Origin of the sequence: Haloparvum alkalitolerans (assembly GCF_050122995.1) — an archaeon.
GTDB classification, from domain to species: domain Archaea; phylum Halobacteriota; class Halobacteria; order Halobacteriales; family Haloferacaceae; genus Haloparvum; species Haloparvum alkalitolerans.
The window spans coordinates 1-25,256 of the sequence record NZ_JBNLIA010000001.1; the positions used below are offsets into that span (position 1 = coordinate 1).

General features: G+C 71.1%; 18 protein-coding genes. 2 read left to right on the top strand and 16 right to left on the bottom strand.

Annotated elements, in window-relative coordinates; translation table 11 throughout:
- Positions 1-262: 262 nt before the first annotated feature.
- The 6 genes from ACQE3L_RS00005 to ACQE3L_RS00030 all read right to left on the bottom strand — a co-directional run bounded on the left by ACQE3L_RS00005 (position 263) and on the right by ACQE3L_RS00030 (position 7,675).
- Positions 263-1,084, bottom strand: a complete 822-nt coding sequence (locus tag ACQE3L_RS00005) for a nucleoside phosphorylase (RefSeq protein ID WP_426961757.1) — start codon at positions 1,082-1,084, stop codon at positions 263-265.
- 89 nt (positions 1,085-1,173) lie between these two features.
- Complete coding sequence (gene cdd, locus ACQE3L_RS00010; RefSeq protein ID WP_426961758.1) at positions 1,174-1,602, bottom strand: cytidine deaminase; 429 nt, start codon at positions 1,600-1,602, stop codon at positions 1,174-1,176.
- A gap of 110 nt (positions 1,603-1,712) precedes the next feature.
- Positions 1,713-3,314: a PGF-pre-PGF domain-containing protein gene (locus ACQE3L_RS00015; protein WP_426961759.1), complete on the bottom strand. Its 1,602-nt coding sequence runs from the start codon at positions 3,312-3,314 to the stop codon at positions 1,713-1,715.
- A gap of 2 nt (positions 3,315-3,316) precedes the next feature.
- Positions 3,317-5,587 carry a right-handed parallel beta-helix repeat-containing protein gene (locus ACQE3L_RS00020; protein WP_426961760.1) on the bottom strand — a complete coding sequence of 757 codons (2,271 nt, stop codon included), beginning with the start codon at positions 5,585-5,587 and terminating at the stop codon, positions 3,317-3,319.
- A gap of 417 nt (positions 5,588-6,004) precedes the next feature.
- Positions 6,005-6,784, bottom strand: a complete 780-nt coding sequence (locus ACQE3L_RS00025) for a helix-turn-helix transcriptional regulator (RefSeq protein WP_426961761.1) — start codon at positions 6,782-6,784, stop codon at positions 6,005-6,007.
- 303 nt (positions 6,785-7,087) lie between these two features.
- A complete protein-coding gene (locus ACQE3L_RS00030; RefSeq protein ID WP_426961762.1) occupies positions 7,088-7,675 on the bottom strand; it encodes a GNAT family N-acetyltransferase in 588 nt (195 codons plus the stop codon).
- Positions 7,676-7,905: 230 nt separating this feature from the next.
- Between ACQE3L_RS00030 and ACQE3L_RS00035 the strand changes: the two genes are divergently transcribed.
- The gene (locus ACQE3L_RS00035; protein ID WP_426961763.1) at positions 7,906-9,954 is read left to right on the top strand and encodes an AMP-binding protein; all 2,049 of its coding nucleotides are present in this window, start codon (positions 7,906-7,908) and stop codon (positions 9,952-9,954) included.
- 8 nt (positions 9,955-9,962) lie between these two features.
- On the opposite strand, the gene ACQE3L_RS00040 is transcribed toward ACQE3L_RS00035, so the two are convergent.
- From ACQE3L_RS00040 to glpA, 10 genes are all read right to left on the bottom strand, one after another.
- Positions 9,963-11,240 carry an MFS transporter gene (locus ACQE3L_RS00040; RefSeq protein WP_426961764.1) on the bottom strand — a complete coding sequence of 426 codons (1,278 nt, stop codon included), beginning with the start codon at positions 11,238-11,240 and terminating at the stop codon, positions 9,963-9,965.
- A 183-nt stretch (positions 11,241-11,423) separates the two neighbouring features.
- Positions 11,424-11,810: a methylmalonyl-CoA epimerase gene (gene mce, locus ACQE3L_RS00045; RefSeq protein ID WP_426961765.1), complete on the bottom strand. Its 387-nt coding sequence runs from the start codon at positions 11,808-11,810 to the stop codon at positions 11,424-11,426.
- An 83-nt stretch (positions 11,811-11,893) separates the two neighbouring features.
- Complete coding sequence (locus tag ACQE3L_RS00050) at positions 11,894-13,570, bottom strand: acyl-CoA mutase large subunit family protein (protein WP_426961766.1); 1,677 nt, start codon at positions 13,568-13,570, stop codon at positions 11,894-11,896.
- A 115-nt stretch (positions 13,571-13,685) separates the two neighbouring features.
- Positions 13,686-15,164, bottom strand: coding sequence for a hypothetical protein (locus tag ACQE3L_RS00055; RefSeq protein ID WP_426961767.1), 1,479 nt, complete (start codon positions 15,162-15,164; stop codon positions 13,686-13,688).
- Position 15,165: 1 nt separating this feature from the next.
- Positions 15,166-15,960 (bottom strand): ABC transporter ATP-binding protein, encoded by a 795-nt coding sequence (locus tag ACQE3L_RS00060; RefSeq protein WP_426961768.1) that lies wholly within the window; start codon positions 15,958-15,960, stop codon positions 15,166-15,168.
- A gap of 49 nt (positions 15,961-16,009) precedes the next feature.
- A complete protein-coding gene (locus tag ACQE3L_RS00065) occupies positions 16,010-17,038 on the bottom strand; it encodes an LLM class flavin-dependent oxidoreductase (RefSeq protein WP_426961769.1) in 1,029 nt (342 codons plus the stop codon).
- Between the two features lie 123 nt (positions 17,039-17,161).
- Entirely contained in the window at positions 17,162-18,541 is a 1,380-nt protein-coding gene (locus ACQE3L_RS00070) for a CRTAC1 family protein (protein ID WP_426961770.1), read from the bottom strand.
- A gap of 95 nt (positions 18,542-18,636) precedes the next feature.
- A complete protein-coding gene (locus tag ACQE3L_RS00075; RefSeq protein WP_426961771.1) occupies positions 18,637-20,121 on the bottom strand; it encodes an anaerobic glycerol-3-phosphate dehydrogenase subunit C in 1,485 nt (494 codons plus the stop codon).
- Positions 20,118-21,596 (bottom strand): glycerol-3-phosphate dehydrogenase subunit GlpB, encoded by a 1,479-nt coding sequence (glpB, locus tag ACQE3L_RS00080; protein ID WP_426961772.1) that lies wholly within the window; start codon positions 21,594-21,596, stop codon positions 20,118-20,120. Before glpB ends, ACQE3L_RS00075 begins: the two co-directional genes overlap by 4 nt.
- On the bottom strand, positions 21,596-23,353 hold the full coding sequence (glpA, locus tag ACQE3L_RS00085) for an anaerobic glycerol-3-phosphate dehydrogenase subunit GlpA (protein ID WP_426961773.1): 1,758 nt from the start codon (positions 23,351-23,353) through the stop codon (positions 21,596-21,598). The genes glpB and glpA overlap by 1 nt, the downstream gene beginning before the upstream one ends.
- Before the next feature lie 367 nt (positions 23,354-23,720).
- Here glpA and glpK point away from each other — a divergent pair, with 367 nt between their 5' ends.
- Complete coding sequence (gene glpK / locus ACQE3L_RS00090) at positions 23,721-25,253, top strand: glycerol kinase GlpK (protein WP_426961774.1); 1,533 nt, start codon at positions 23,721-23,723, stop codon at positions 25,251-25,253.
- Positions 25,254-25,256 lie beyond the last annotated feature (3 nt).

Here is a 25,256-nt window from a genome sequence, read left to right on the forward strand (position 1 = left end):
GCCAAGCGGAGAGCGAGGAGCGCAGCGAGGGTCCCGCGAGCTTGCCGAGTGGGACGACGGCAGTCGCAGCCCGGCAGCCCGCTACTGCAGGCAGCCCGGACCGTCTGCCGGAACCCGGCACGGTCGAGCCGGCTGGGGCTTTCTAGACGTTGCTGTCTGGAGCAGCAGGCTCAACAGCAGTTACAGAAGCACAATCCGACAGAAAAACAGAACCGCCACCGTACTCCACTAAGTATCGCTCGCGTTCTTCTCGCACGCCGTGCTACTCAAGACTCAGGCCGGCGTGCCAGCGGTCGGCGCCGGCCTCGGCCTTCACCTCGTCCATGCGCGCGAGCAGTTTCACCGCGAGGCTGGCCGTCTCGGCGGCGCGGGACTCGCCCTCGGTGCGGAACTCGCCGGTGATCCGGTTTGCGTAGACGGAGCAGACCGCGCCGGCGCGCAGGCCGTAGACGTTCGCGATGGTGAGAATGGCGCTGGCCTCCATCTCGATGTTCTTCACGTTCGCGTTCCGCAGCTCCGCGACGAGTTCGTCGGAGCCGGCGGCCTCGAACCCCTCGAACCCGGGGCGACCCTGCCCGGCGTAGAAGGAGTCCGCGCTCATCGTCAGCCCGACGTGGTAGTCGTAGCCGAGGCGCTCGGCGGCCGCGACCAGCGCCGCGACCACCTCCTCGTCGGCGACCGCGGGGTAGTCCTCGCGGACGTACTCGTCGCTGGTTCCCTCCTGCCGGACCGCGCCGCGAGTGATGACGAGGTCGCCCACGTCCATCTCCGGCTGGATGGCGCCGCAGGAGCCGACGCGGATGAACGTCTCCACGCCGACGCGAGCCAGTTCCTCGATCGCGATGGCCGCGGAGGGCGATCCGATGCCGGTCGAGGTGACCGAGATCGGCGCGCCGTCGTAGGTGCCGGTCGCGGTGCGGTACTCGCGGTGCCGTGCGCGCTCCTCGTGGTCGTCCCACAGCGCCGTGATCTTGTCGACGCGCTCGGGGTTGCCCGGCAGCAGCACGGCGTCCGCCACGTCGTCCGCGCTCACCTCGAGGTGGTACTGGACCTCGTCGTTGGGGTCCTCGCTGTCGTCGGTCATGTCCTCGGGCTTCGAGGTGGTCGGTTAAATATGGCGTCGGTTCGGAGCGAGCGCCCGCCCGGCCCGTTCCGGGCCGGTGCTCGACGTCGCTACTCCGCGTTCGTTCCGGTGCCGGGGTCGGCGTCCGCCAGCGTCTGCTCGCTGATCGTGTTGGGGAGCAACTCGCCGAGGGTGTACTCGCTGGTCTCCCCGCCGCCCTCGTCACAGACGACGACGAGGTCGTCGTCCGCGAACTCCGCGAGCGTCTGTCGGCACATCCCGCAGGGGGTGACGCCGTCGCGGACCCCGGAGGAGACCGCGATGCGCTCGAAGGACTCGTGCCCGTTCTTGACCGCCTCCGCGATGGCGACCTCCTCGGCGTGGAGGCTGTTGGAATAGTTGGCGTTCTCGAGGTTACAGCCCGTGTAGACGGTGCCGTCCGCGGTCCGCAGCGCGGCGCCGACGCGGTACTCGGAGTAGGGAACGTACGCGTCCGCGAGCGCCTCGCGAGCGGTCTCGACCAGTGGGTCCGTCTCCATAACCCGGGCGTCGCGGCCGACGCCGATAAGTGCGGCGAGAGGCGGCCGTCGAGACCCCGCGGTCGGTGTCCGGATGGCTCACTCGCGGGAAGAAAAAAGAGCGCGGCGGTTCAGACCGGTCGCCGAAGCGCGAGCAGTCCGGCGACGGCCAGCGCGATCAGCGCCGACACCGGGGTGAATCCGGGGACGCTGACGCCGAACTCCTCCTCGACGGGCACGTCCGTCTCGGTGGCCGCTCCGTCTCCGGTCTGGTCGCCGTCGCCGGTCTCGGTCGTCGAGTCGTCGCTCCCGTCTTCCACGAGGAGCGTCCCGGCGTCGACGCCGTCGACCGTGAGGGCGTACTCGCCGGCCTCCTCGGCGGGGACGACCAGGTCGACCGTCTCGGAGTCGCCGGGGGCGACCGTGACGTCCGACGTGGTGACTGTCTCGCCGTCGAACCGGAGCTCGACGGTCTTCGTCCCCTCGGCGGCGCCGTCGTTCTCGACGGTCACCTCGACGGTCACCGAGTCGCCGGTCGCGACCTCGGCGTCCGCCAGCGAGGCGTCGGTGACCGAGAGGTCGGCACGCCCCGCGCCGACCGCGAAGTACGAGAAGCCGGGCGAGCGCGCCTCGTAGGTGCTCACCCCGCCGTCGGAGGCAACGTGCTCGGTCTCGAGCGCCTGCCACTCGCCGTCGGCGTAGCGGAACATCGTCACCGCACCGGGGTCGGTCCCGTCGGGAAGTCCGCTCTCGTTGACGGTGAACGTGAACGTCACCTCGTCGACTTCCTCGGTGCCGATCGCCTCGGCACGGAAGTAGCCCATCGCGTCGGCACCGTCGAGTTCGTCGGCGTCGGACGGCGCCTCACTCTGCGGGTTATCGACCTCGACGCGGTACTCCTCCGGCGTGATGCGGTGGTCGAGCAGGAGCCCCCGGATGGAGATCCCCTCGCTGGCGACCGCGTCCCCGAGGTCGACCTCGGCCTTGTCGTCGGTCGGCGGGTCCTCGATCGCCGCGGTCGCCCCGCGGTCGAGGTCGGTGACGGAGACGGAGACTTCGTCGGCCGTGGATGCGCCGCCACCGCCGCCACCGCCGCCGGTACCACCGCTGGTGCCGGCGTCGTTCTGGTCGTCGCCGGCGTCGGCGTCCGTCTCGTCGCTCCCGTTCCCGTCGTCGTTCGTCCCGTCAGTTCCGTCTCCGTCGTCGCTTCCGGTCCCGTCATCAGTTCCGTCTCCGTCGTCAGTTCCGTCTCCATCATCGCTTCCGTCTCCGTCATTGCTTCCGGTCCCGTCGTCAGCTCCGTCTCCGTCGTCGCTTCCGTTCCCGTCATCGCTTCCGTCTCCCCCGTCATCGACGGTGCTGTCGGGGAACGAGAGGTCGACCTGGCGGACGTCACCGGACTCCCAGTCGACGGTCGTGTCGGCCACTTCTCCCGTCTCCTCGAGGCGGAACTCGACCGTGTCGCCGCTACAGTCGCAGTCGACGACGAGCCGGTCGTCGAAGGGGTCGGGACCCCCGTAGGAACCCTCTTCCGAGACGGTGATGTCGCCGACGACCTCGCCGTCGACGAGCGCCTGTATCGTCACGCCGGTGGGTGCCTGTTCGCCCCCGACGGTCACCGACCCGTAGTAGGCCGCGGGCGGCTGCGGCTGGTCCGCGGCCGCGAGGCCCGCACCGGCCGCTCCCGCGACCACGAGGGCGATTACGAGCGCGATGCGACGTGTCGCAGTCATCGTTACTTACACTTCTCGTCGGTTTCGAGCTGGTCGATCTCGCCCTGGTAGGTGGTGCCGGCCGTCAGTGCCGCCGGCAGCGACCCGGTGTCGCTGTCGTCCACGAAGGCCCAGTAGCCGGCGTACGGGCTGACGCACTTGTCGTCGCCCGTGCCGACCGTGTGGTCCCAGTTCTTCTCGTCGCCGCGAGCACTGGTGCCGTCGAGGAACGTCGGCTGACTGGCGGGCTGTTGGTAGCTGTGCTGCACCACCGTCATGGTCGCGGAGGACCGGTCGACGATGGTGTCCTCGGAGTGGCCCTTCTTGGGCGCACCGACCAGGTTCCAGCCTTCCGCGAGGTCCGCGTTCTGCGGGGCGGCCGCGCCGTCACCCTCGTAACCCGCGACGAGCGTCACGGTCTCGCCCTCCGGAAGGTCGGTGATCACGAACGCGTCGAGCGGGTCGATGGAGTCGCCCGAGTTCGGGGTGACCCACTGACCGGCGTCCGCGTCGTACATGTACAGCCCGCTGCTGTTGGGCAGGTCCGCGAAGACCTCACCGACGGTCCGGTCGACCGGGCCGGGGAAGCCGACCGCGTGAACCGGGCCGGTGCTCTCCTGGACCGTGAAGTCGTGCGCGAACGCCTCGGTCTTGTGCTTCTCCTGTTCGATGTCCCACGGCGCCTCCGTCAGGAAGGGGTCGTAGATGACCATGCCCTCGACGCTGGCCTCGTCCGCGATCGTGTGATCGTGGACGCCGAACCAGTTCAGGCGGGCGTCGATCGGGACCTCGACGTCGTTCTCGACGTCGTGGTCCTGCGCGGAGAAGTCGTTGTAGTTGACGACCGGGCGGGCGTCCTCGGGCACGCTCTCGTCGAAGTCGTGGACGTGGACGCCGACCTCCGCGTTGTCGATGAACTCGTTCTTCCGCAGTTCGACGTTCGCGGTGTCGCTACCCGTCACGTTCGCTCCGACGCCGTTGTTCTGGAGCGTGTTGTACGTGGCCTGGACGTTCCACACCTGATCGAGCAGCAGGCCGTTCGAGCCCATCGTGTTCGTGATGACGTTCTCGTGGATCAGGGCCTCCTCGACCTGATTCATGTAGACGCCGATCCGCTGGTTGCTGTCCACGTTGTTGGACAGCACCTCGACGTTCTCGCTCGCGAAGACCCAGATCCCGGGCCCGTGGTTCGAGTGAACGTTGTTGCCCTCGATCACCGCCCCGTCGTAGCGGGCGACGATGACGCCGGCCTCCTGCGACTCCGTGACCATGTTGTTCGACACGGTCAGGTCGGTGCCGCCGTCGTAGTTGGCGACGATCCCGTACCAGGCCCAGTTCGCTTCGACGTGGTTCCCGTCGACGAGGTTGCCCTCGGTGACGACGCCTTCGCCCTGGCTTCCGACCCAGATCTGCGCGCTCTCGAAGGTGTCGGGGTTCGCCCGGGCGTCGAGCCGGTTGTTCGTGACCTGGCTGTGGTTCGCCTGGAGCACGACGGACTTCCGCATCTGTCCGACGTGCTCACCCTTGTGCGTGGGCGTGTAGAACCGGTTGTCGTCGATGGTGACGTGGTGCGGGATGGCCTCCGTCGTCGCGTCGATGTGGACGAAGTTCACCGCGGTCGCCGGGTTAGAGGGCGACGTGTCCGGGTCCCGGACCGTGAACTCGTTCCCCTGAATGAGGGTCTCGGTGTGCGACGGGGTGTCCTGCTCCATCGGTTCCTGGTACAGCCCCTTCGCGTCGTCGCCGACGATCACGCGGTTATCGGTGAACTCGAGGTTCTTCACGTCGTGCGAGGGCGAGGTGGCGAGCACCTCGACGACGTTGTCGCCGTCGTCACCGACGAGCGTGAAGCCGTGGACGGTCGTCGAGTCGGCCGTGATCGTGAGCACGACCGAGTTGCCCGTAACCTCGACTGCGTCGGGGCCCGCACCGATGAGGTCGACCTGCTTGTCGACTGTCACGCTTTCGTCGTAGGTGCCCTCCGCGACGTAGATCGTGTATCCGTCACCGGCGTTGTCCATCGCGGCGGTGATGTTCGGATACAGGAGGTCGTTGTCCGCGACCTCGCCGGGCTCGTAGTCGTCGTCGACGCGGAACTCGTCAGAGGCCAGATCACCCGCTGCCGGGATCGCGTGTGAGGCGAGCTCCGGACCGTCGTCGACTGCCGGCTGTACTGATTGTGTCGATGCTGGTTGGGCCGCGACACCACCCATCGCGACCATCGATACGACCATGACCGCGGCCAGGAGTACCGCCCCGACCGCGTTCGTCGTGTCGTCTTGTTTCGTATACATCCTCTCCACCCCCGAGTGTCAGCTCGGAGCCATCTGTAGTGTTTAGACAACTCTCCTATCAACGTATTCGGCGCACGTCGTGCACTTGCTCCGATCTCGGCGCGATAGTGCACGCTAACGGGACGACGACGACGCTGCACGAACACGGCGGCTGCGCGTGTGAACACGACGCACACGTTCGGCGCGCGCGGAGCTTCATGCCCCGTGCACGCGAGCGGACCGTGCTCACACCGGTGGCTCGGGCTGGCAGCCCGACCGTTCACGCACCGTGAAAACCCGCGACTGCAGGCGAGCGGTACGCGTCGTCGGCCGTCGTGTGCAGCCGGCGCTCGCCGGCCTCGGACCCCGCTTCGGAGTGGCTCCCGATCGGGTTCGGAGCGGCCGGATTCGGATCCGCTGGGGTCGGAGCGGCCGGATTCAGAGCGCCCGGGACGCCCGCCGGTACTTCTCGAACTCCCCGTGGGCCCACTCGCAGGCGTCCCCGTTGCCGAGTTCGAGCAGGACGCGGACGACGTTGTCGGCGTCGGTACAGCCGATCTGTGCCGCCTCGTCGGTGACGCCCAGGTAGAAGGGGAGGTCGCCGTCGTACGCGAAGACGTCGGCCTCCTCGAGGATCGCCTCGAACAGCTCCGCGTACCGGTCGTCCGTGCGGAACCGGTCGACGGTCTCGGCGGTGACGATCACCTCGAGATCCTTGCCGTCCGCCGATCCGAGCCGGCGACACTGAGACAGGAGTCCGCGGTTCAGCGTCGGGTACATCACGCGGACGGACGTCGCCCGACTGAGGAGGTCGATCTGCTCGTCCACGGGCGCGTAGGGGTTCGTGGCGTCCGCGCGGATCACGTCGGCGTTCTCGATGTGTTCGATCGCGAGGTCCACGTCGTCGATGTCGATCCACCGGATCACCGGCCGGAGCTTGATCGCGAGCGACGTCCGCTCGACGAGTTCCAGCAGCACGTCCGCGACGATGCGTCCGCAGCTGGTGATCTCGTACCCGTCCGTCGTGTACTCGATCCACCCCCGCTCCTCGAGGGCGTTGAGGTTGCGCTGCACGGTCGTGCGGACGCCGTTCAGTTCGTCTTTCAGTTCGCGTTTGCTCACCGGCCCGTCCGTTCGCAGCGCGTACAGGACGCGCACGCGAACGGGGGAGCGCGCGAGAAACTCGATCTCCTCGATGGCGTTCCGCTGTAGCTCCACACCACCCAACCTCCTGATCGGCGAGAACTACATGTAGACTGGGTAATGAATGTGTGGTACCGTTCACGCGAGCACGGCGTGATAGGGTGTCGTTACTGGTGAGGGCGGCCGGATCTGGGTGTGCACGATGTCGGTGTCCGTCGGGATGCGCCGTACGGCGTCCCAGCGAGGACGCGGCGCGCAGGTGGTCACGCGACGCTCACGGTCCGGTAACGGGTGCTTTCCGCGACTGATGCCCGCGCACGGGCGACGGGCAGTGCAGGGTCGACGCGGCGCGACCGCCTCGCCGGGCTCCGGGGACGCTCACCCGCCGGTGTCGTACTTGTAGGTCGCCTCGTCGGGGTCGATGCCGAAGTCCTCCGGGGCGTCCTCCGGTTCGGGCTCCGCCTCCTCGCCGGCCCCCTCGCTGGCCCGCTTGAACGCCTCGCGGAGGTGGTCCGCCATCGAGAACGCCTCGACGGGGAGTTCGAGCGCCACCACGTCCTCGCTCACCGTCTCCCGCTTCTCCGAGAGGCGCTCGCGCAGGCGCTCGGGGAGGTCCGCCTCCGGGACGCGCTCGAAGCCGAACTGCTCGAGGTACTCGGCCTCGTCGGTCAGCGTGTACACCGAGTCGAACCCCTCGATCTCGGCGGTATCGACCAGCCGCTCGATGACGTGCGCGCCCACGCCCTGTCCGCGCCAGCCCTCCAGCACGCCGATCCCGGTCAGCTCGCACCGCTCGGGGTCGGTCTTGTGGATCCGGAGCCGCCCGAAGCCGACGCGCTCGTTCGACTCCTGGTCGACGGCGATGACGTAGTCCCGCGACCTGAAGGCGGCGTCGTCGAGCCCCATCGCCTCGATGTGGTCGAGCAGCCACGCCTCGTCCCGGTTCTTGGCGTCGCGGACGTACATGAGAGGTCGTACCACGCCCACACTCAAAACGGTTCCCCGGAGTCCACGCTCGTCCGAAGCAGTTCCCCGGAGTCCACGCTCGTCCGAAACGGGTCCTCGGAGTCCAAGCCCGTCCGAAGCGGTTCTCCCGCGGCCGCACCACGGCCGCGAAGGTGTCCCACGGATCCTCCGGATCGTTCCGGCAGGTTCGAGAAAGTTACTTACCCGGGCGGTCGGAACTGCCGATAATCATGGAGGGCAACGAGGCGATCGACGAGGTGGTCCACGAGCCGGACCCCGAGTTCGCGGCGGCGACGAACGTCCGCGCGTTCATGGACGAGTACGGCATCGACGACTACGAGGAGCTGATCGCCCGCACGACCGAGGGGATCGAGGGCGAACCCGAGTCGGGCGTCGACTGGTTCTGGGACGAGATCGTCGACTACCTCGACCTCGAGTTCGACGAACCGTACGACGCCGTCCGCGACGATTCGGCCGGGCCGCAGTTCTCCGAGTGGTACGTCGGCGGCGAGTTGAACGTCGCGCACAACGTCGTGGACAGACACGCGGCGGTCGACTCCCCGAACCGGAACCGCGTCGCGCTGATCTGGGAGGGCGAGGACGGCGACGTCCGCGAGTACACGTTCCACGAGCTCGCCCGCGAGTCCGACCGCGTCGCCAACTACCTGGAGTCCGCGGGGATCGAGGTCGGCGACACGGTCGGCCTCTACATGCCGATGGTCCCGGAGGTCGTCCCCATCCTCTACGGCTGTCTGAAGGTCGGCGCGATCGCCGTCCCCATCTTCTCGGGCTTCGGGACGGAAGCGACCGCGACCCGCATCGCGGACAGCGAATGCTCGGTGCTGTTCACCGCGGACGGCTTCTACCGCCGCGGGAACGAGGTCCGACTGAAGGCCGACGCCGACGCCGCCATCGAGCAGGCCGGCCACGTCGAGGAGACGGTCGTCTACGACCGGTTCGGTGCCACGTCCGCGACCGGAGGGGCCGAAAGCGGAGGCAGCGGGGGCGAGGACGGCGGCACCGACCCCGTCCCGTGGACCCCCGACCGCGACCGGACCTACGAGGAGGCGGTCGGGACCGCCGACCCGGACTACGAGACGAAGTCGCTCCCCGCCGACCAGGAGTCGCTGCTGCTCTACTCGTCGGGGACGACGGGCAAGCCGAAGGGCATCGTCCACACCCACGCGGGCGCGCTCGTCCAGCCGGCCAAGGAGATCCACTTCGGCTTCGACCAGAAGCCCCACGACCGCTTCTTCTGGGTCTCGGACATCGGCTGGATGATGGGGCCGTGGACGCTGATCGGCAACCACGCCTTCGGCGGCACCGTCGTCATGTACGAGGGCGCGCCGGACCACCCGCAGCCGGACCGCTTCTGGGAGATGATCGACCGCCACGGGATCACCACGTTCGGCATCTCGCCGACCGCGATCCGAGCGCTCCGGAAGCACGGCGACGAGTGGGTCGAGGACCACGACCTCTCCTCGCTACGAATCCTGGGATCGACCGGCGAGCCGTGGGACCCCGAGTCGTGGCGGTGGTTCCACGACGCGGTCGGCGGCGGCGAGTGCCCGATAATCAACATCTCCGGCGGGACGGAGATCTTCGGCTGCTTCCTGATGCCGATGCCGGACCGGCCGCTCAAACCCTGCACGCTCGGCGGGCCGGGACTCGGGATGCACATCGACATCGTCGACGAGACGGGGGCCTCGATCAGGGAGACGGGCGAGCGGGGCTACCTCGTCGCGCGCGACTCCTGTCCCTCGATGACCAAGAGCCTCTGGTCGGGCGACGAGCGCTACCTCGAGGAGTACTGGTCCACCTTCGACGACCTGTGGGACCACGGCGACTTCGCACAGAAGGACGCGGACGGCTTCTGGTTCCTCCACGGCCGCGCGGACGACGCGCTCAACGTCGCCGGCCGGAAGGTCGGTCCCGCGGAGATCGAGGGCGTCCTGATCGACCACGAGGCGGTCAACCAGGCCGCGGCCGTCGGCGTCCCCGACGACACCACCGGCACCGCGGTCGTCGCCTACGTCGTGCTGGAGCCGGACGCGGAGCCGAGCGACGACCTCGCGGAGGAGCTGCGGACGCTCGTCGGCGAGGAGCACGGCAAGCCCTTCCGCCCGCGCGAGGTGCTGTTCGTCGACGAGTTCCCCAAGACGCAGTCGGGGAAGATCATCCGCCGCGCCATCGAGGCGGCGTACCGGGGCGAGGACCCCGGCGACCTCTCCTCGATGGAGAACCCCGAGGCGCTGGAGACGCTGAAGGACGCATCGTAAGAGGCCCGTCAGTCGGGCGCACGCATCCTCTCCTCGCCGCCGCCCGCCAGCCGGCCCGCCAGCGCCACGCAGCCCGCGCCCGTGAGCCCAGCGGCGCCGCCGGCGAGCAGGACCGGGTCGTAGCTGCCGAGCGCCTCGAACGCCGCGCCCGCGGCCGGCGGCGCCGCGAGCCCGGCGACGCCGAACGACAGCGAGGCCACCGGAAAGAGCGTAGTGAGCGCCCCCTCGCCGAACAGGTCGGCGATCTGCGCGCCGAGGAGACCGCCGCAGCCGCCGTAGGCGACGCCGAACGCGACCGCGACGGCGAGGAACGTCGCCCGTCCGGAGGCGACCGCGAACCCCGCGGTCGCCGCGCCCATGAGCGCCGCACAGAGGACGAACGTCCGAGTCCGTCCCACGCGGTCGGAGAGCGCGCCGATCCCGAACCGCGTGACCGTCGTCGCGAGCCCCAGCGTCGTGATCGCCGCGACGCCGACCGCTCGCCCGAGTCCGGCGTCGCTGGCGTGGAGCACCACGTGGCTCAAGACGACGTACAGCGGCGCGAACGTCAGGATCCAGCCCGCGGTCACGAGCAGGAAGGCCGGCGACCGCAGCGTCGTCCCGGCGTCGGGGGCGACCCCGGAGGGGCTCAGGTCGCCGCCCGCACCGGTCGACGAGAACTCGGCGCGTTCGCCGGCCTCGGCGCCGACGTCGGCGGGATCGTCGGCGAAAAGCAGCGCGACCAGCGCGGCGACGACGCCGACCGTCGCCGCGAGCGCCGCCATCGCGGGGCGCCATCCGACCGCGGCGATCAGCCGGTCCGCGGCCGCGGGGACCGCCACGAGCCCCACACCGAGGCCCGCGGAGGCGACGCCGACCGCGGTGCCGCGGCGGCGGCCGAACCACCGCGGGACGGTGGCGTACCCCACCACGTAGAGCCCGGCCATGCCGGTCGCCGCGACGACGCCGAACGCGACGAGCAGTTCGGCGTAGCTGCGCGCGACGGCGGTCCACGCGAGCCCGCCCGCGAGCAGCGCGCCCGAACCGGCCGCCACGCGTCGGCCGCCCTGCGTCTCCACGACGCGCCCCGCGCCGACGCCCGCGACGTAGATGAGTGCGGTCTGGAGCCCGAACGCGGCCGCCAGCGCCGTCCGGGAGGCGTCGAACGTCTCGAGCAGCGAGTCGTAGAAGACGCCGAAGGCGTACGTCGACCCGAACGTCGCCATCGACGCCAGAAAGCACGCGACGACGACCACCCAGCCGTAGTAGACGCGGTCGGCGAGCCGGCGGCGCGGATCGAGAGCCATCGGTGGGTGGCTCCCGGCCCGGGACCATAAAGGGCGGTTTCGCGGCACTGCGCCGCGGTGTGGTGCGACGCTGAACGGTGCTTGTGCGACGCTGGACGGTGCTCGTGGGGCAGGTGCTGTATGGAGCGGTCGCAGGTGCTCTCGGGATCTCCGGCGTCGGTCCGACCGCCGTACCCCGACCGATCAGTGTTCCACGAACTCCACGAGCACGCCGCCCGTCGACCGCGGGTGGAGGAACGCCACGTCGTGGCCCCACGCGCCCGGCCGCGGTTCCTCGTCCACGAGGTCGATGCCGAGGCCGCGGGCGCGGTCGAGCGCGGCGGCGGCGTCGTCGGTCGCCAGCGCGACGTGGTGGACCCCCGGCCCCTCGCGGTCGAGGTAGTCCGCGATCGCCCCGCCCTCGCGGGGTTCGAGCAGCTCGAAGTAGCCGCCGCCGTCGAGCTCCAGGAACACGACGCGCATGCCGTCGAACGTCTCCTCGTGAGCGACCGGCGCGTCCAGCAGGTCGTCGAACAGGTTCGCGAGCGCGGCCGCATCGTCCGTGGCCACGCCGACGTGGTCGAACTCCATACCTCGGTGTCTGCCGCCCGGGGCATAAGCCCCGCGAGGCGTCGCGGGCGCGGTCCGAGAGGGGTCGGCCGCCCCGGTTCCCCTCACCGCCCCGGCTTGTACTCGCCGTACTCCTCGCGGAGCACGTCGCAGATCTCCTGGACGGTCGCGTACTGCTTGACCGCGTGGACGATGTGGGGCATCACGTTCTCGGACCCGCGCGCCGCCTCGCGGACCGCCGCGAGCGCGTCCTCGACCGCCTCGGCGTCGCGGTCGGCCTTCACCGCCTCCAGGCGGTCGATCTGCTCCTGTTCCTGTTCGGGGTCGACCTCCTCTAAGTCCATCTCGGGCTCCTCGTCGACCTCGAACTCGTTGACGCCGACGATGATCCGGTCGCCGGCCTCGATCTCCTCCTGCCGCTCGAAGGCGACATCCTGGATCTGCCGCTGGACCCACTGGCTTTTGACCGCCTCCAGCATGCCGCCGCGCTCCGCGACCTCGTCGAGGATCTCGAACGCCTCCTCCTCGATGCCGTCGGTGAGGTTCTCGACGTAGTAGGAGCCCGCGAGCGGGTCGATGGTGTCGGCCGCGCCCGACTCGTGAGCGAGGATCTGCTGGGTCCGCAGGGCGGTCCGGACCGACTTCTCGGTCGGGAGCGCGAGCGCCTCGTCCTTCCCGTTCGTGTGGAGGCTCTGCGTGCCGCCGAGGACGGCCGCGAGCGCCTGATACGCGACGCGGACGACGTTGTTCTCGATCTGCTGGGCGGTGAGCGTCGACCCGCCGGTCTGGGTGTGGAACTTCAGCTGCTTGGACTTGGGGTTCTCGGCGTCGAACCGCTCCTCCATGATCTGCGCCCACATCCGGCGCGCGGCGCGGAACTTCGCGGCCTCCTCGAAGATGTTGTTGTGCGCGTTGAAGAAGAAGGAGAGCTGCGGGGCGAAGTCGTCCACGTCAAGCCCCGCGTCGAGCGCCGCCTCGACGTACTGGATGCCGTTGCCGAGCGTGAACGCGACCTCCTGGGCCGCGGTCGACCCGGCCTCGCGGATGTGGTAGCCGGAGATGGAGATGGTGTTGAACTTCGGCACCTCCGCGGCGCAGAACTCGAAGATGTCCGTGATCAGCCGCATGGAGGGCTCGGGCGGGTAGATGTAGAGGTTCCGCGCGATGTACTCCTTCATGATGTCGTTCTGAATGGTGCCGCGGAGCTCCGCGCGGTCGACGCCCTGCTGGTCGCCCATCGCGATGTACATCGCCAAGAGCACCGAGGCGGGCGCGTTGATCGTCATCGAGGTGGACACCTCGTCCAGCGGGATGCCGTCGAACACCGTCTCGAAGTCGTCGAGCGTGTCGATGGCGACGCCCGAGCGCCCGACCTCGCCCTGCGCCATCGCGGCGTCGGAGTCGTACCCCATCTGCGTCGGCAGGTCGAACGCCATCGAGAGGCCGGACGACCCCTGGTCGATCAGGTAGTTGAACCGCTCGTTGGTCTCCGCGGCGGTCCCCATGCCGGCGTACTGCCGCATCGTCCAGAGCCGACCGCGGTGCATCGTGGAGTAGACGCCGCGCGTGTACGGCTCCTCGCCGGGGAAGCCCACGTCCTCGTCGTAGTCGAGATCGGCCACGTCCGCGGGCGTGTAGAGGGGGTCGACCGCCTGCCCCCCGGTGTCGGTGGTGAATTCGTCCTTGCGCTCCCCGAACCGCTCGACCGTCGGGCCGTAGGTCTCGGACTCCCACGACTCGTGGCCCTCGCGGATCGCCGCCAGTTCCTCGGGGTCGAACATTACCTATTGGGTCGCCCCTGCGGGACTTAACTGTTGGAGAAGGCGGCGGACTGCGGGCGTCCGCGGAGCCGAGGTTTTCTCGGCCGTCTCCTCCGAGCCGCGATTTTTCTGTTCCTCACGCCGCACGCGCGCGTTCGGCCCACCGCGGGCCCGCCCGCACGGCCAGCAGCACGCCCGCGGCGCCGACGGCGACCGCGCCGCCGACCGCGGCCGCGGGCGCCCATGTCGGGACCATCCCGGCCGCGGGCAGGAACGAGCCGAGCAGCGCCGGCACGACCACGAGCGCGACCGCGGCGCCGAACGCGCCGAACCGCGCGGGGTCGAACAGGAACTCGTTGGGGTCGAACCCCGCGAGGTAGACGGTCACGCCGAAGAAGTACGCCGAGGCCGCGACGAGCCACAGCGCGCCGAGCGCGGCGTCGCCGAGCGTCGTCGGGTACAGAAGGAGCGCGACGGCGTACGCCGAAAGCGCCGCCGGGATCCCCACGATCGCGAACGCGCGCCGCTTCGCGCGGAACACCGCCGGCAGCGCGACGGGCAGGATCTCGTAGGTCGCGAGCGCGTCGACGCTCGTCAGCCAGTTGTACGTCGTGAACGCCGACAGCGACAGCACCGCGCCGAAAAAGGCGCCCGGTGCCGGTCGGACGGCGACGATGGTCTCGACCAGCCCCAGCAGTCCCGCCACGACGGCCAGCAGGATCCCCGCGGAGACGACCGGCTTCCAGAGCCCGCCGCGCGAGCGCGAGAGGTCGAGCAGGCTCTTGACCACGAGGCCGTCCGCGTCGCCGATCCGGTCCGCGAGCGCGCCGAGACGGGCGGCGGAGCGACGCGAGGCCGGGCGGTGCGTCGGGTCGTGGACGACGAGCGCGCCCGCCGCCACCAGGAGCGCCAGCGCGAGCGCCGCGGCGCCGACCGCGAGGCTCCCCCCGGCGAGCGCGAGTCGAGCCGCGCCGGTCGCCCACGCGAGCGCCGCCAGCGCGACGGCCCCGGCGACGAGTCCGATCCGGGGGATCCCCCGGGTGCGCGTCGCGATGGCGGCGACCGTGAGCGCCATCCCGAGCGCGAACAGCGCGACCGCCTCGACCCACAGCAGCCCCACGGAGGCGACGACCGCGAGCAGCGCCGCGCCCACCGATGCCGGAACGGCGGCGCTCCCGCCCTCGACCAGTCCGAACCCGGCCGCCGAGGCCGCGAGCGGCGCGGTCCCGACCGCCATCGGCAGCACGAAGACGACGGCGTAGAACGCGGCGTCCTTCAGCAGGAACAGCCCGAGCATCCGGGTCCGGTCGAGGGGGAGCGTCTCCGTCGTCGACAGCACGAGCGAGAGGTCGTCGAAGAGGTCGTCGGTCCGGTCGCCGCCCACGAACGCTGCGGTGCCCGCGTAGAGTCCGAACAGCAGCGCGACCCCGCGGATCCCGCGCTCGATCGTCGCCGCCTCCGTCCCCACGGCCGCGAGCCCGAGCCCCCCGAGCGTCGACATCGTCAGGACGACGAGCGGCAGGGTCGCGAACCGGCCGCCGCCGAACAGCCGCGCGTGGAGGCGCCACTCCTCGCGCCACAGCGTCGCCAGCAGGGCGCGGTCGAGCGAGGCCATCTCAGACCCCCGCGCCGTCGTCGTCCCGGGGCTCCGCGCCGCCGTCCGCGACCGCGTCGCCCGCCTCGACGCCCGGGAGGTCGCGCGCCCCGGCCCGGTCCACCTCGTCGAGGAACGCGTCGAGCAGGGAGCCGTCGAGGGACGCGGTCTCGCGCTCCGCGACCACGCGCCCGTCGGCGACGATGCCCACGCGCGAGCAGAGCTCTTCGGCGACCTCGATGTTGTGCGTCGAGACGAAGACGGTGTGCTCGCCGGCGTAGTCGGTCAGGAAGCGCTTCACGCGCTCCTGGACGATCGGGTCGAGGTTCGCCAGCGGCTCGTCGATGAACACCAGGTCAGGCTCGTGGAGGAACGCGGCCGCGAACATCGTCTTCTGTCCCTGCCCGCGGGAGAGGTCGGTCGCGAGCGTGTCGAGCTTCCCCGCGAACCCGAGCCGGTCGGCCCACGCCTCGGTGCGCTCGGTCACCGTCTCCGGGTCCATCTCGCGGACCCGCCCGACGAAGGAGAGGTACTCACGCGGGGTCAGAAAGCTCGGCGGCGACCCCTCCTCGGGGAGGATCCCGACGCGCCGGCGCACCGCGACCGGCTCCGCGACGGGGTCGACGCCGAGCACCTCGGCGCTGCCGGCGTCCGGCCGGAGCTGCCCGGTCAGCACCCGCAGCGTGGTCGTCTTGCCGGCGCCGTTCGGCCCGAGGAAGCCGAACAGCTCGCCCTCCTCGACCGTCACGGAGAGCCCGTCGAGCGCGGCCACGTCGCCGTAGCGCTTCTCCAGCCCGTCGGCGCGGATCGCTGTCATCGCCCGGTGTTCGAGGGAGTCACATAAAGGCGTACGGGCGTCGGCGGGTTCAACGAGGTGTCAGGCCGACCCCGTCCGCGATCAGCTCGTGGGACCGGAGCGCGTCCGCGTGGTCGCCCACGGCGTGTTGGACCATCACCTCGTCGACCCCGACGCGGCCCGCAAGCTGGTCCAGCAGGCCGGCGAGCGTGTCCGGGTCCCCCGAGATCGCTCGCGGCCACTCGCCGGGGTCGAGCGTCGCGGGGGTCGGTTCGGGCGCGCCGCCGAGCTCCGCGATCGCCTCCTCGACCGACGGCCGGGGGCCGACCTCGCCCCGTCGCAACCGACGGAAGGACGCCTCGGCGACCGCGCGCTGCCGGGCGGCGTCGGCGTCCGTCTCGGCGCAGACGGCGTTCACCGCGACCATGCCCGTCGGCTCGTCGACGCCGCCGGGGAGCCGCGACGGCTCGAACGCGTCGCGGTAGCGCTCGAACGCTGCCTCGGCGTTGTCAGGCTTGATGAACGCCGCGAAGCAGTACCGGAGTCCGAGCCCCCCGGCGAGCGCCGCGCTGGAGGGACTCGACCCGAGCACCCACGGGGTCGGCGGCGCCGCGTCGGACCGCGGGACCGAGAGGTCCGCGTAGGGGTGTCCCTCGGGGTAGTCGTCGTACAGGTGCGCGACGACCGCCTCGATCTTCTCCTCGTGGTCGGCGTCCGGGTCCCGGACGCGCCGGTCCGTCCCGAGCGCCTTGTCGACCGCCGGCGAGCCGTTCGCCCGTCCCAGCCCGGCGTCGATGCGGCCCGGCGCGAGCCCGTCCAGCGCCCCGAACGTCTCGGCCACCTTGAACGGGCTGTAGTGGTTGAGCAGCACCGCGCCGGAGCCGAGTCGGATCTCCTCGGTGGCCCCCGCGAGCCGGCCGAGCAACACCTCGGGAGTCGTCCCGGCGAGCGTGTCGCCGCGGCCGTGGTGTTCGGCGACCCAGAACCGCTCGTAGCCGAGTCGTTCGGCCTGTTCGGCGGCCTCGATCGTGTTCCGGTAGGCGTCGGCCGCGGTCCCGTCGGCCGGAACCGGGGAGAGGTCGACGGCGGAGAGCTTCACAGGGGCGGTCGGGGATCCGCGGTGAAAACGGTTCGGCTCGCCGCGCGCGTCGCCGGTCGCCCCGCGGAGCGGCGACGCGCTCGGACGCGCGGTCGGTTCAGACCCGTGGCGCGACCGGGCGGTTCAGAACCGCGGGGCAACCGGGTGGTCGACCCCGTGCTCGACGTTCGGTTCCGGGTCCTCGATCGCCTGCTCGCGCCCGTCGGGCCAGCGGACGATCAGCCGCTTGGGCGTCGCGCCATCGAGGCCGAAGTGGGCGACCGGCTCGGAGCCGCCGGGGGAGCCACAGCCCGCCTCCACGACGCGGCGCTGGACGCCCGCGGTCGTCCGCAGTCGCACCACGGCGCCGCGGGCGGGCGCGTCGTACTGCGTCGTCGGTCTGACCCGGAGCCAGTCCCGTCCGCTCGCGACCGGGCACTCGAACAGGGCGGGCGGGCGGGGGGTCTCGTCGCACAGCACCAGCAGTTCGAGCGCGCCGTCGCCGTCGAGGTCCGCGACCGCGGTCGCGCCGGCGCTCCGTGCCGGGGCCTCGGCGTCGCCCGCGTCGACGCGCCCCCAGTCACGGTCGCCGTCCGCGTCGAGGCCGTCGCGCCGCGCGAACAGCTTGTTCGACCCCGAGGCGGTCGCACAGAACAGCTCCTCGCGGCCGTCGTTGTCGAGGTCGGCGGTCGTCAGCGAGCGCACGTCGGTCACGCCCTCGAAGGCGGGCGTCGGGACCGGGACGAGCCCCCCCTCACCGTCCGGTCGGTAGCGCTCGAGCCCCGTCTCGGTCGCGGCGACGAGCGCGAGGGCGTCGCCCTCGTCGACGAGCGTGGCCGCGCGGACCGGCGCTCCGTCCGCCGGCGACGGCCCGGCCGCGTCCGCGAAGTGCCCCGACTCGTTGCACAGCAGCCGGCTGCCGCCGTCCGCCGCGCCGACGAACAGGTCCATCCCGTCGGTGAGCACCGGCGCGGCGACCACCGAGCGCACGTCCGCCTCCACCTCGATGCCGACCGCGGCCGCGAGGTCGGTCACCTCGCCGTCGTCGCCGATCTCGTAGAACCGCGTCGGGGAGTCGGTACAGCCCACGACGACGCCGTATCTGCCGGTGCCGTAGCGGTCGACCGCCGCGACCGCCCGCCCGACGCGATGGTTGCGCCGGTCGCGGTTGACCGGGAGCGAGAAGGCGTCCGTCCAGCGGTAGCGGTCCCGCTCCAACCGGTCCAGCAGGAGGTCGGTCTCCGGCGTGTGGCCGGCGTCGACGTCCGTGTTGTGGACGTACAGTTCCTCGCAGCCGTCCGCGTCGAGGTCCGCGGCGACGACGCAGGCGGCGTGTCTGTCCGGGTCCGCGACGATGCCGGTCGCGGTGTCGACGTAGGCGTCGCCCTCGCGGGCGTAGAGGCGGTTCGGCTCCCCGTCGCCGCCGACGAACACGAGGGGGCCCTCCCGTCCCGGCGTGACCGCGACGCCGCGTCCCCGTACCGGGGCGGCGTCCTCGAGCAGGTCCGGGACGGCTCGAAGCATGGCCGTCCCTCACCGCTGCGGAGGGAAGTACTCACGGGTTCGGGCGGGGTGCTCAGCGGGGGCGTTCCGGCTCCCGTCGAGCGGGGACTCGCCCCCTACGACCCCTCGACGAGCGCGCGCTCCAACAGCTGGAGGGGATGTTCGACCTCGTAGCCGGTGCCGTGCTCCATCTGCATCGCGCAGGTCGGGCACTCGGTCATCCCGGTCTCGCCCTCGGCGTCCTCCATGTGGTCGAACATGTCGGCGCCGATCTCCATCGAGACGTCGTACTTCTCGGCCTTCCAGCCGTAGGTGCCGGAGATGCCCGAACAGGAATCGCCCACGTCCTCTATCGCGGCGCCGTCGAGGTCGCGGAACGTCTCCAGCGCCTGCCGGTCGAGGCCCTGATTGCGGGCGTGACACGGCGCGTGGTAGGCGAAGGCGCCCGAGTCGACCTCCGCCTCGGCCACGTCGGCCTCCACGTCCTCGTAGATCCGGAGGTACTCCAGCGCCTCGAAGGTGTTCTCCGAGAGGTCCTCGATGCCGTGGATGTCGAACAGCTCCGGGTACTCCTGTCTGAGCGAGAGCGAACAGGAGGTACAGGAGGCGATCACGTCCGCGCCCTCGCCGATGGCCTCGACGAGGTTCTCGACGTTCGTCTCGGCCGCGCGGCGGGCGTCCGAGAGCATGCCGTTGGCGAACATCGGCGTCCCGGAGCATTTCTGTGGCGGGACCATGACCTCGTAGCCGTACTGCTCGAAGACGCGGACCATCGCCTTCCCCACCTCGGGTGTGTTGTAGTTGGAGTAGCACCCGTGGAAGTAGGCCACGCGCTTGTCGGGGTTCTCGACGGCGGCCCCGCCGCGCTCGCGCCACCACTCCCGGAAGGTCTGCTCGGCGAACTCGGGGAACTCCCGCTCGCTCGTGACGCCGAGCGTCTTCTCGGCCAGCCACATCGCACCCGGGACCTTCGTCGCGGCGTTCGCCAGGCGCGGCGCCTTGCTCGCGATCGACGCGAAGAAGCGGTAGTTCGAGAGGATCCGGTTGCGGACGTACTCACGCGAGAGCTTGCTCATCTGCCGCTCGACGAACTCGCCCCGCGCCTCGTTGTGCATCTGCGAGAGCGGCACCGAGGAGGGGCACGCGGAGTCACAGCGCATGCAGTTCGAACAGGAGGTGATCGAGTCGTCGATCTCCGTGTCCTCCTTGCGCTTGAGCCGCCACTGCTCGGGCCCCTGGAACTTCGGCCCGGGGAACTCGTCGTCGACCTCCGCGACCGGGCAGGAGGTGTCGCAGGTGGTGCACTTGTAACAGGAGTCGGCGCCCTCCCGGAGGTCGAGGTCGCCGCCCTCGAACACGTCGACGGGGTCGTAGGCGTCCGGGTCCGGGCCGGGAGCGGGGGCGGCGTCGCCGTCGGCCGCCGTCCCGCCGTCCGTGGCCGTCTCGGGACCGAACTCCTCCGCCGGGTACTCCCCCGCGGGGTCGTCCGCGTCAGCGCCAACGTACACCGCGGGCTGTTCGTCGCTGCCGAGTCGCGGGACGCCCGGCGCCGGACGCTCGCGATCGTCGTCGTTGTCGTCGTGTGATGAGTCGTCGGTCATGCGTTCTCCTCTGTCATGTCGCCGGCTGCGTCGTCGGTACTGTTCGCTCCGTCCAGTGCCACCGCCGCCGCGCCGCGTCCCGCCACCACGCCCGTCGCCAGCGAGACGCCGCTGGCGGACTTCTCGCGGGCCACGTCCGCGCCGCCGAGCGTCGCGCCCGCCACGCGGACGTTGGGGTACTGCACCGCGCCGTCCGCGTCGAGCGGCCGGAGGGCGCCGTCCGCGGCCACCCCGAACCGCGCGTACGGCTGGTCGCCGAACGCGTCGTCGACGAACCACTCGTAGCGGTCGTCGGGGTGAGGGACGTGACAGCCGAGGACCGGCTCCCGGACCCCCTCACGGTCGGCGTCGATCCCCTTGCCGACCGCGCCGCCCGTGGCGAGCACGAACGCGTCCGCGGCGTAGGGTATCTCTCGCCCTTTTCTGTCCACGAGGACGTGCGCGACGCGTCCGTCCTCGTCCAGTTCGCGGCCGACGACGGGGTTCCCGGTCTCGACGCGGACGCCAGCCTCGTCGAGCGCGTCGAACAGGCGGTCCTCCAGCCGGAGTCCGGGGATGCTCGGCGGGCCGCCGGGGAGTTCGAACACCGCGGCGCCCAGTCGGTCCGAGAGGTCCGCGCGGACCGCGGCGGCGCGCTCGTCGCCGAGCATGGCGGGGAAGCCGACGCGGGCCGCGGTCCTTCTGTCACTGCCGTCGCCGTCCGCGACCGCGCCGACCGCGTCGAGGTGCGGTTCGACGGCGTCCGCGAGCGCCTCGCGGGCGGGCGTCCCCCGCCCCGCGTCGTCGCCGCCGAGCGCCTCGTTCCGGTCGAGCGCGCCCGCGAGTCGGGTGAGCCGGGCGTCGTCCCGAAACTCGCCGGGGAACGCGATCTCGACGCCCGCGACCGGGAACGGGACGCCGGCCGCGCGCAGGCGGGCCGCCAGCTGCCGCGCGTCGTACTCCGGCAGGCTCTCGAAGCCGACGATCAGGGCCGGCGCGTCGTCGCTCGCGAGGCCCGCCGCCATCGACGCGGGGTAGCGCGCGGTCGGCTTCACCGTCCCGCCCGCGGTGGGAACCAGCGCGTTGCGCTCCGTGTGCGCGCCGCGGTAGAGGTCGCCGGCGGCGTCGTCGAACAGCGCGAGCCCCTCCCGGAGCGCCGACGCGCCGACGAGCCGGTAGGGGTGGCCGTCGGGGAGTGCGTCGACCTGCTCGAAGGGGTTCGGAAGCGGACCCTCGGGGTCGGGTCGTCGCTCCGCGAGCGCGCCCGTGCGCCCCGCGGTGGGGTCCAGCGTCGGGTCCGACCCGGGACCGGCGTCGCCCGCGGCCCGACTGGGCGGAACGTAGCCGAGCGCGTCGATCAGGCCGGACGCCTGCCGCAGCGTGGAGTCCTTGTGTGAGACGAGACGCACGGCCGCGCCTTCGCGCGCGGCCGAGAGCGCGGCGGTCGCGCCCGCGAGCCCCCCGCCGACCACCAGCACGTCGCTCTCGATGGCCATCAGCGACCGCCTCCCGTGTCCGCCCCCGTGGCAGAGTCCCAGCGCGCTCCGTCCTCCGATCCGTCGTCGAACGCGCCGAAGTCCACGCCGTCGTCGAGCGTGGCGGGATCCGCGTCGCGGCTCAGCGTGAGCGCGTGGAGCGTCCGCGAGAGCGTCGCCTGCGAGAGCTGTTCGCCCCACAGCGCGTGCCGCTGGCCCTTCCAGCGCTCCTGGTACAGCTCGTCGAGGGCGGCGCGGGCGGTCGGCTCGTCGTAGTCGGGGTGCAGCTCCGCCGCGATGGCGTGGGCACAGAAGCCGCCCTGACAGTTGCCCATCGAGGCGCGCGTGCGGAGCCGGACCGCGTTGAGGTCCGCGCCGGCGCCGTTCTCGCCCGTCATCGCGTCGCGGAGCTCGGCGCGGGTGACGCCCTCGCAGGTGCAGACCACGGGGTTCGGCTCGTCCGTCTTCAACACCTCGTCCGCGCGGGAGCCGAGCCGCTGCGTCGAGCGCCGGCCGACCGGCGAGCGCAGGCCGAACTCGTCCATGTAGTCGCGCAGGACCGAGAAGTCCTCGGAGCCGGGGAGCGGCTCGTCGGCGGTGACGCAGTCCGCGTCGACCCCGAACTTCTCACAGACGTGGTCGGTGATCGACTCGGCCATGAGCCGGTAGGTGGTGAGCTTCCCGCCGACGACCGTCGTCAGCCCGGGCAGGTCGTCGCGCTCGTCGTGGTCGAGCAGGAAGTAGTCGCGCGTGATGTCGGTCGGGTCGTCGGTGCCGGTCCCCGGCGGTTCGTACAGCGGCCGGACGCCCCAGAAGGAGCGGAGCGTCCGGGCGTCCGCCAGCGGCGGGACGAGTTCGGCGAGCTCGTCGATGACGCGGTCGACCTCCCACTCCTCCTCGGGGTAGTCCTCGGGGTCGTCGACCTCCTCGTCGGTCGTGCCGAGGATGCAGGCGGTCTCGTGGGGGACGACGATGTCGGCGTCGCCCTTCGGCTTGCAGCGGTTGATCACCGTGTCGACCTGCCGGACGTTCATCACGGTCATCACGCCCTTCGAGGGGCGGACCGCCACGTCGACGTCCGCCATCGCGCCGATCTCGCCGGACCACGCGCCCGCGGCGTTGATCACGTGGTCGGCGCGGATCGTCTCGGTCTCGCCCGGCGCGGGACGGCTCCCCGTCTCGGAACCGCGGTCGCTCCGCTTTCCCGGACCGTCCCCGTGTTCGACCTTGACGCCGACGACCGCGCCGTCCTCCACGAGCACGTCTGTCACCTCCGCGTGCGTCGCGACGCGGGCGCCGTGCTCGATCGCGTCCGCGGCGTTGGCGACGCAGAGCCGGAAGGGGTCGACCGCGGCGTCCGGCACCGTGATCGCCTTCTCCACGTCGCGCGCGAGGTACGGTTCGCGGCGGCGCGCCTCCACGCCGTCGATCACCTCGGCGGGGATGTCGCAGGCGCGACAGCCCGCCAGTTTCTCCTGAAAGTACTCCTCGGAGTCCTCGGGGCGCTTGACGAACAGGCCGCCCGTCTCCTCGACACAGTGGGCGGCGATGTCGCGGACGACCGTGTTCTCCTCGATGCACTCGCGGGCGGACTTCTGGTCGGAGACGGCGTACCGCCCCCCGCTGTGGAGCAGGCCGTGCATCCGCCCCGTCGTCCCGTGGGTGAGGTTCCCCTTCTCGACGAGCGTCGCGTCGACCCCGCGGGTCGCGAGGTCGCGGACGATCCCGCAGCCCGTCGACCCCCCGCCGACGACGACGACGTGTGGTGTCGATGCCATTCGTTACCTCACCTACGGATCGGACCCACTTTGTCTTATCGCCTCTGGCGAGTCGAGCGTAACGTATTCGATCGCGGGCGCTCATCCGCGGACAGCCGACCCGGATCCGGAACGGGAGGCGCGTCGTCGCGACCGTCCACGACCGCTCCCCTCGCAGAGCGGCCAGCGAAGAACGGCCGTAGGTGGCTCACCTCGTCCGTTCTGTCCTATCGGGCCGCGTCTCGGCAGACGACTCCAGGCCGGGGGACCGCCGATGGCGAGCCGCCGGTGTGGTGGTCTTTCACAAACCTTTATAATGATTCAGTATTTTGTTTACTGGTAACGCGGCAACAGAGATAAATAATTGTCGCGGGGGAGAGCCAACCACATGTCAGACACGTACGTCGGAGCGATCGACCAGGGAACGACCGGCACGCGGTTCATGGTGTTCGACCACGCGGGGCAGGTCGTCGCGAACGCCTACGAGACGCACGAACAGATCTACCCCAATCCCGGTTGGGTCGAGCACGACCCGGTCGAGATCTGGGAGAACACGCAGTCCGTCGTCGTCGACGGCCTCGCGGCCGCGGGCATCGACGCGGACCAGCTCGCGGCGCTCGGGATCACCAACCAGCGCGAGACGACCGTGGTCTGGGACGCCGACTCCGGCCGCCCGGTCCACAACGCGCTGGTGTGGCAGGACCGCCGGACCACCGACCGCGTCGAGGAGCTGCAGGAAGCGGGCGACGACGAGTGGATCCAGGAGCGGACCGGCCTCGAAGTCGACGCCTACTTCTCGGCGACGAAGACCGAGTGGATCCTCGACAACGCGGAGCCGCTGAAGCTGCAGAGCTCGCGGGGCGAGGACCTCCGCGACCGCGCCGAGGCCGGCGACCTGCTGATGGGCACCATCGACGCGTGGCTCGTCTACAACCTCACCGGCAACCACATCACGGACGTGACGAACGCCTCGCGGACGATGCTGTTCGACGTCCACGAGATGGACTGGGACGACGACCTGCTGGAGACGTTCGGCGTCCCGGAGGAGATGGTCCCGGAGGTGCGCCCCTCCTCGGACGAGGAGCTGTACGGCCACACCGACCCGGACGGCTTCCTCGGCGCCGAGGTCCCCGTCGCGGGCGCGCTCGGCGACCAGCAGGCCGCGCTGTTCGGCCAGACCTGCTTCGACGCGGGCGACGCCAAGAACACCTACGGCACGGGCTCGTTCTACCTGATGAACACGGGGACGGACGCGGTCACTTCCGACCACGGCCTGCTGACGACCGTCGCGTTCCAGCTGTCCGGCGAGCCGGTCCAGTACGCGCTGGAGGGCTCCATCTTCATCACCGGCGCCGCCATCGAGTGGCTGGAGGACGTCGACCTCATCAACAACGCCGCCCAGACCGCGGAGCTGGCGCGCTCCGTCGAGTCGACGGACGGCGTCTACATGGTCCCGGCGTTCACGGGCCTCGGCGCGCCCCACTGGGACGGCCGCGCCCGCGGGACGATGGTCGGCATCACGCGCGGCACGCGCAAGGAGCACATCGTCCGGGCGACGCTGGAGTCCATCGCCTACCAGACCCGCGACGTGGCGGAGGCGATGGAGGCCGACTCCGGGGTCGAGACCACCTCGCTCCGCGTCGACGGCGGCGCGGTGAAGAACGACTTCCTCTGTGGCCTCCAGTCGGACATCATCCAGACGGACATCGTCCGCCCCGAGGTCGACGAGACGACCGCGCTCGGCTCCGCGTACGCGGCCGGCCTCGCGGTCGGCTACTGGGAGTCGCTCGACGAGCTGCGCGACAACTGGCAGGTCGACCGCACCTTCGAGCCGGAGATGGACGAGGCGAAGGCCGACAGGATGTACGACCGGTGGGACGACGCCGTCGAGCGCTCGCTCGACTGGGCGCGGGAGGAGTGACCG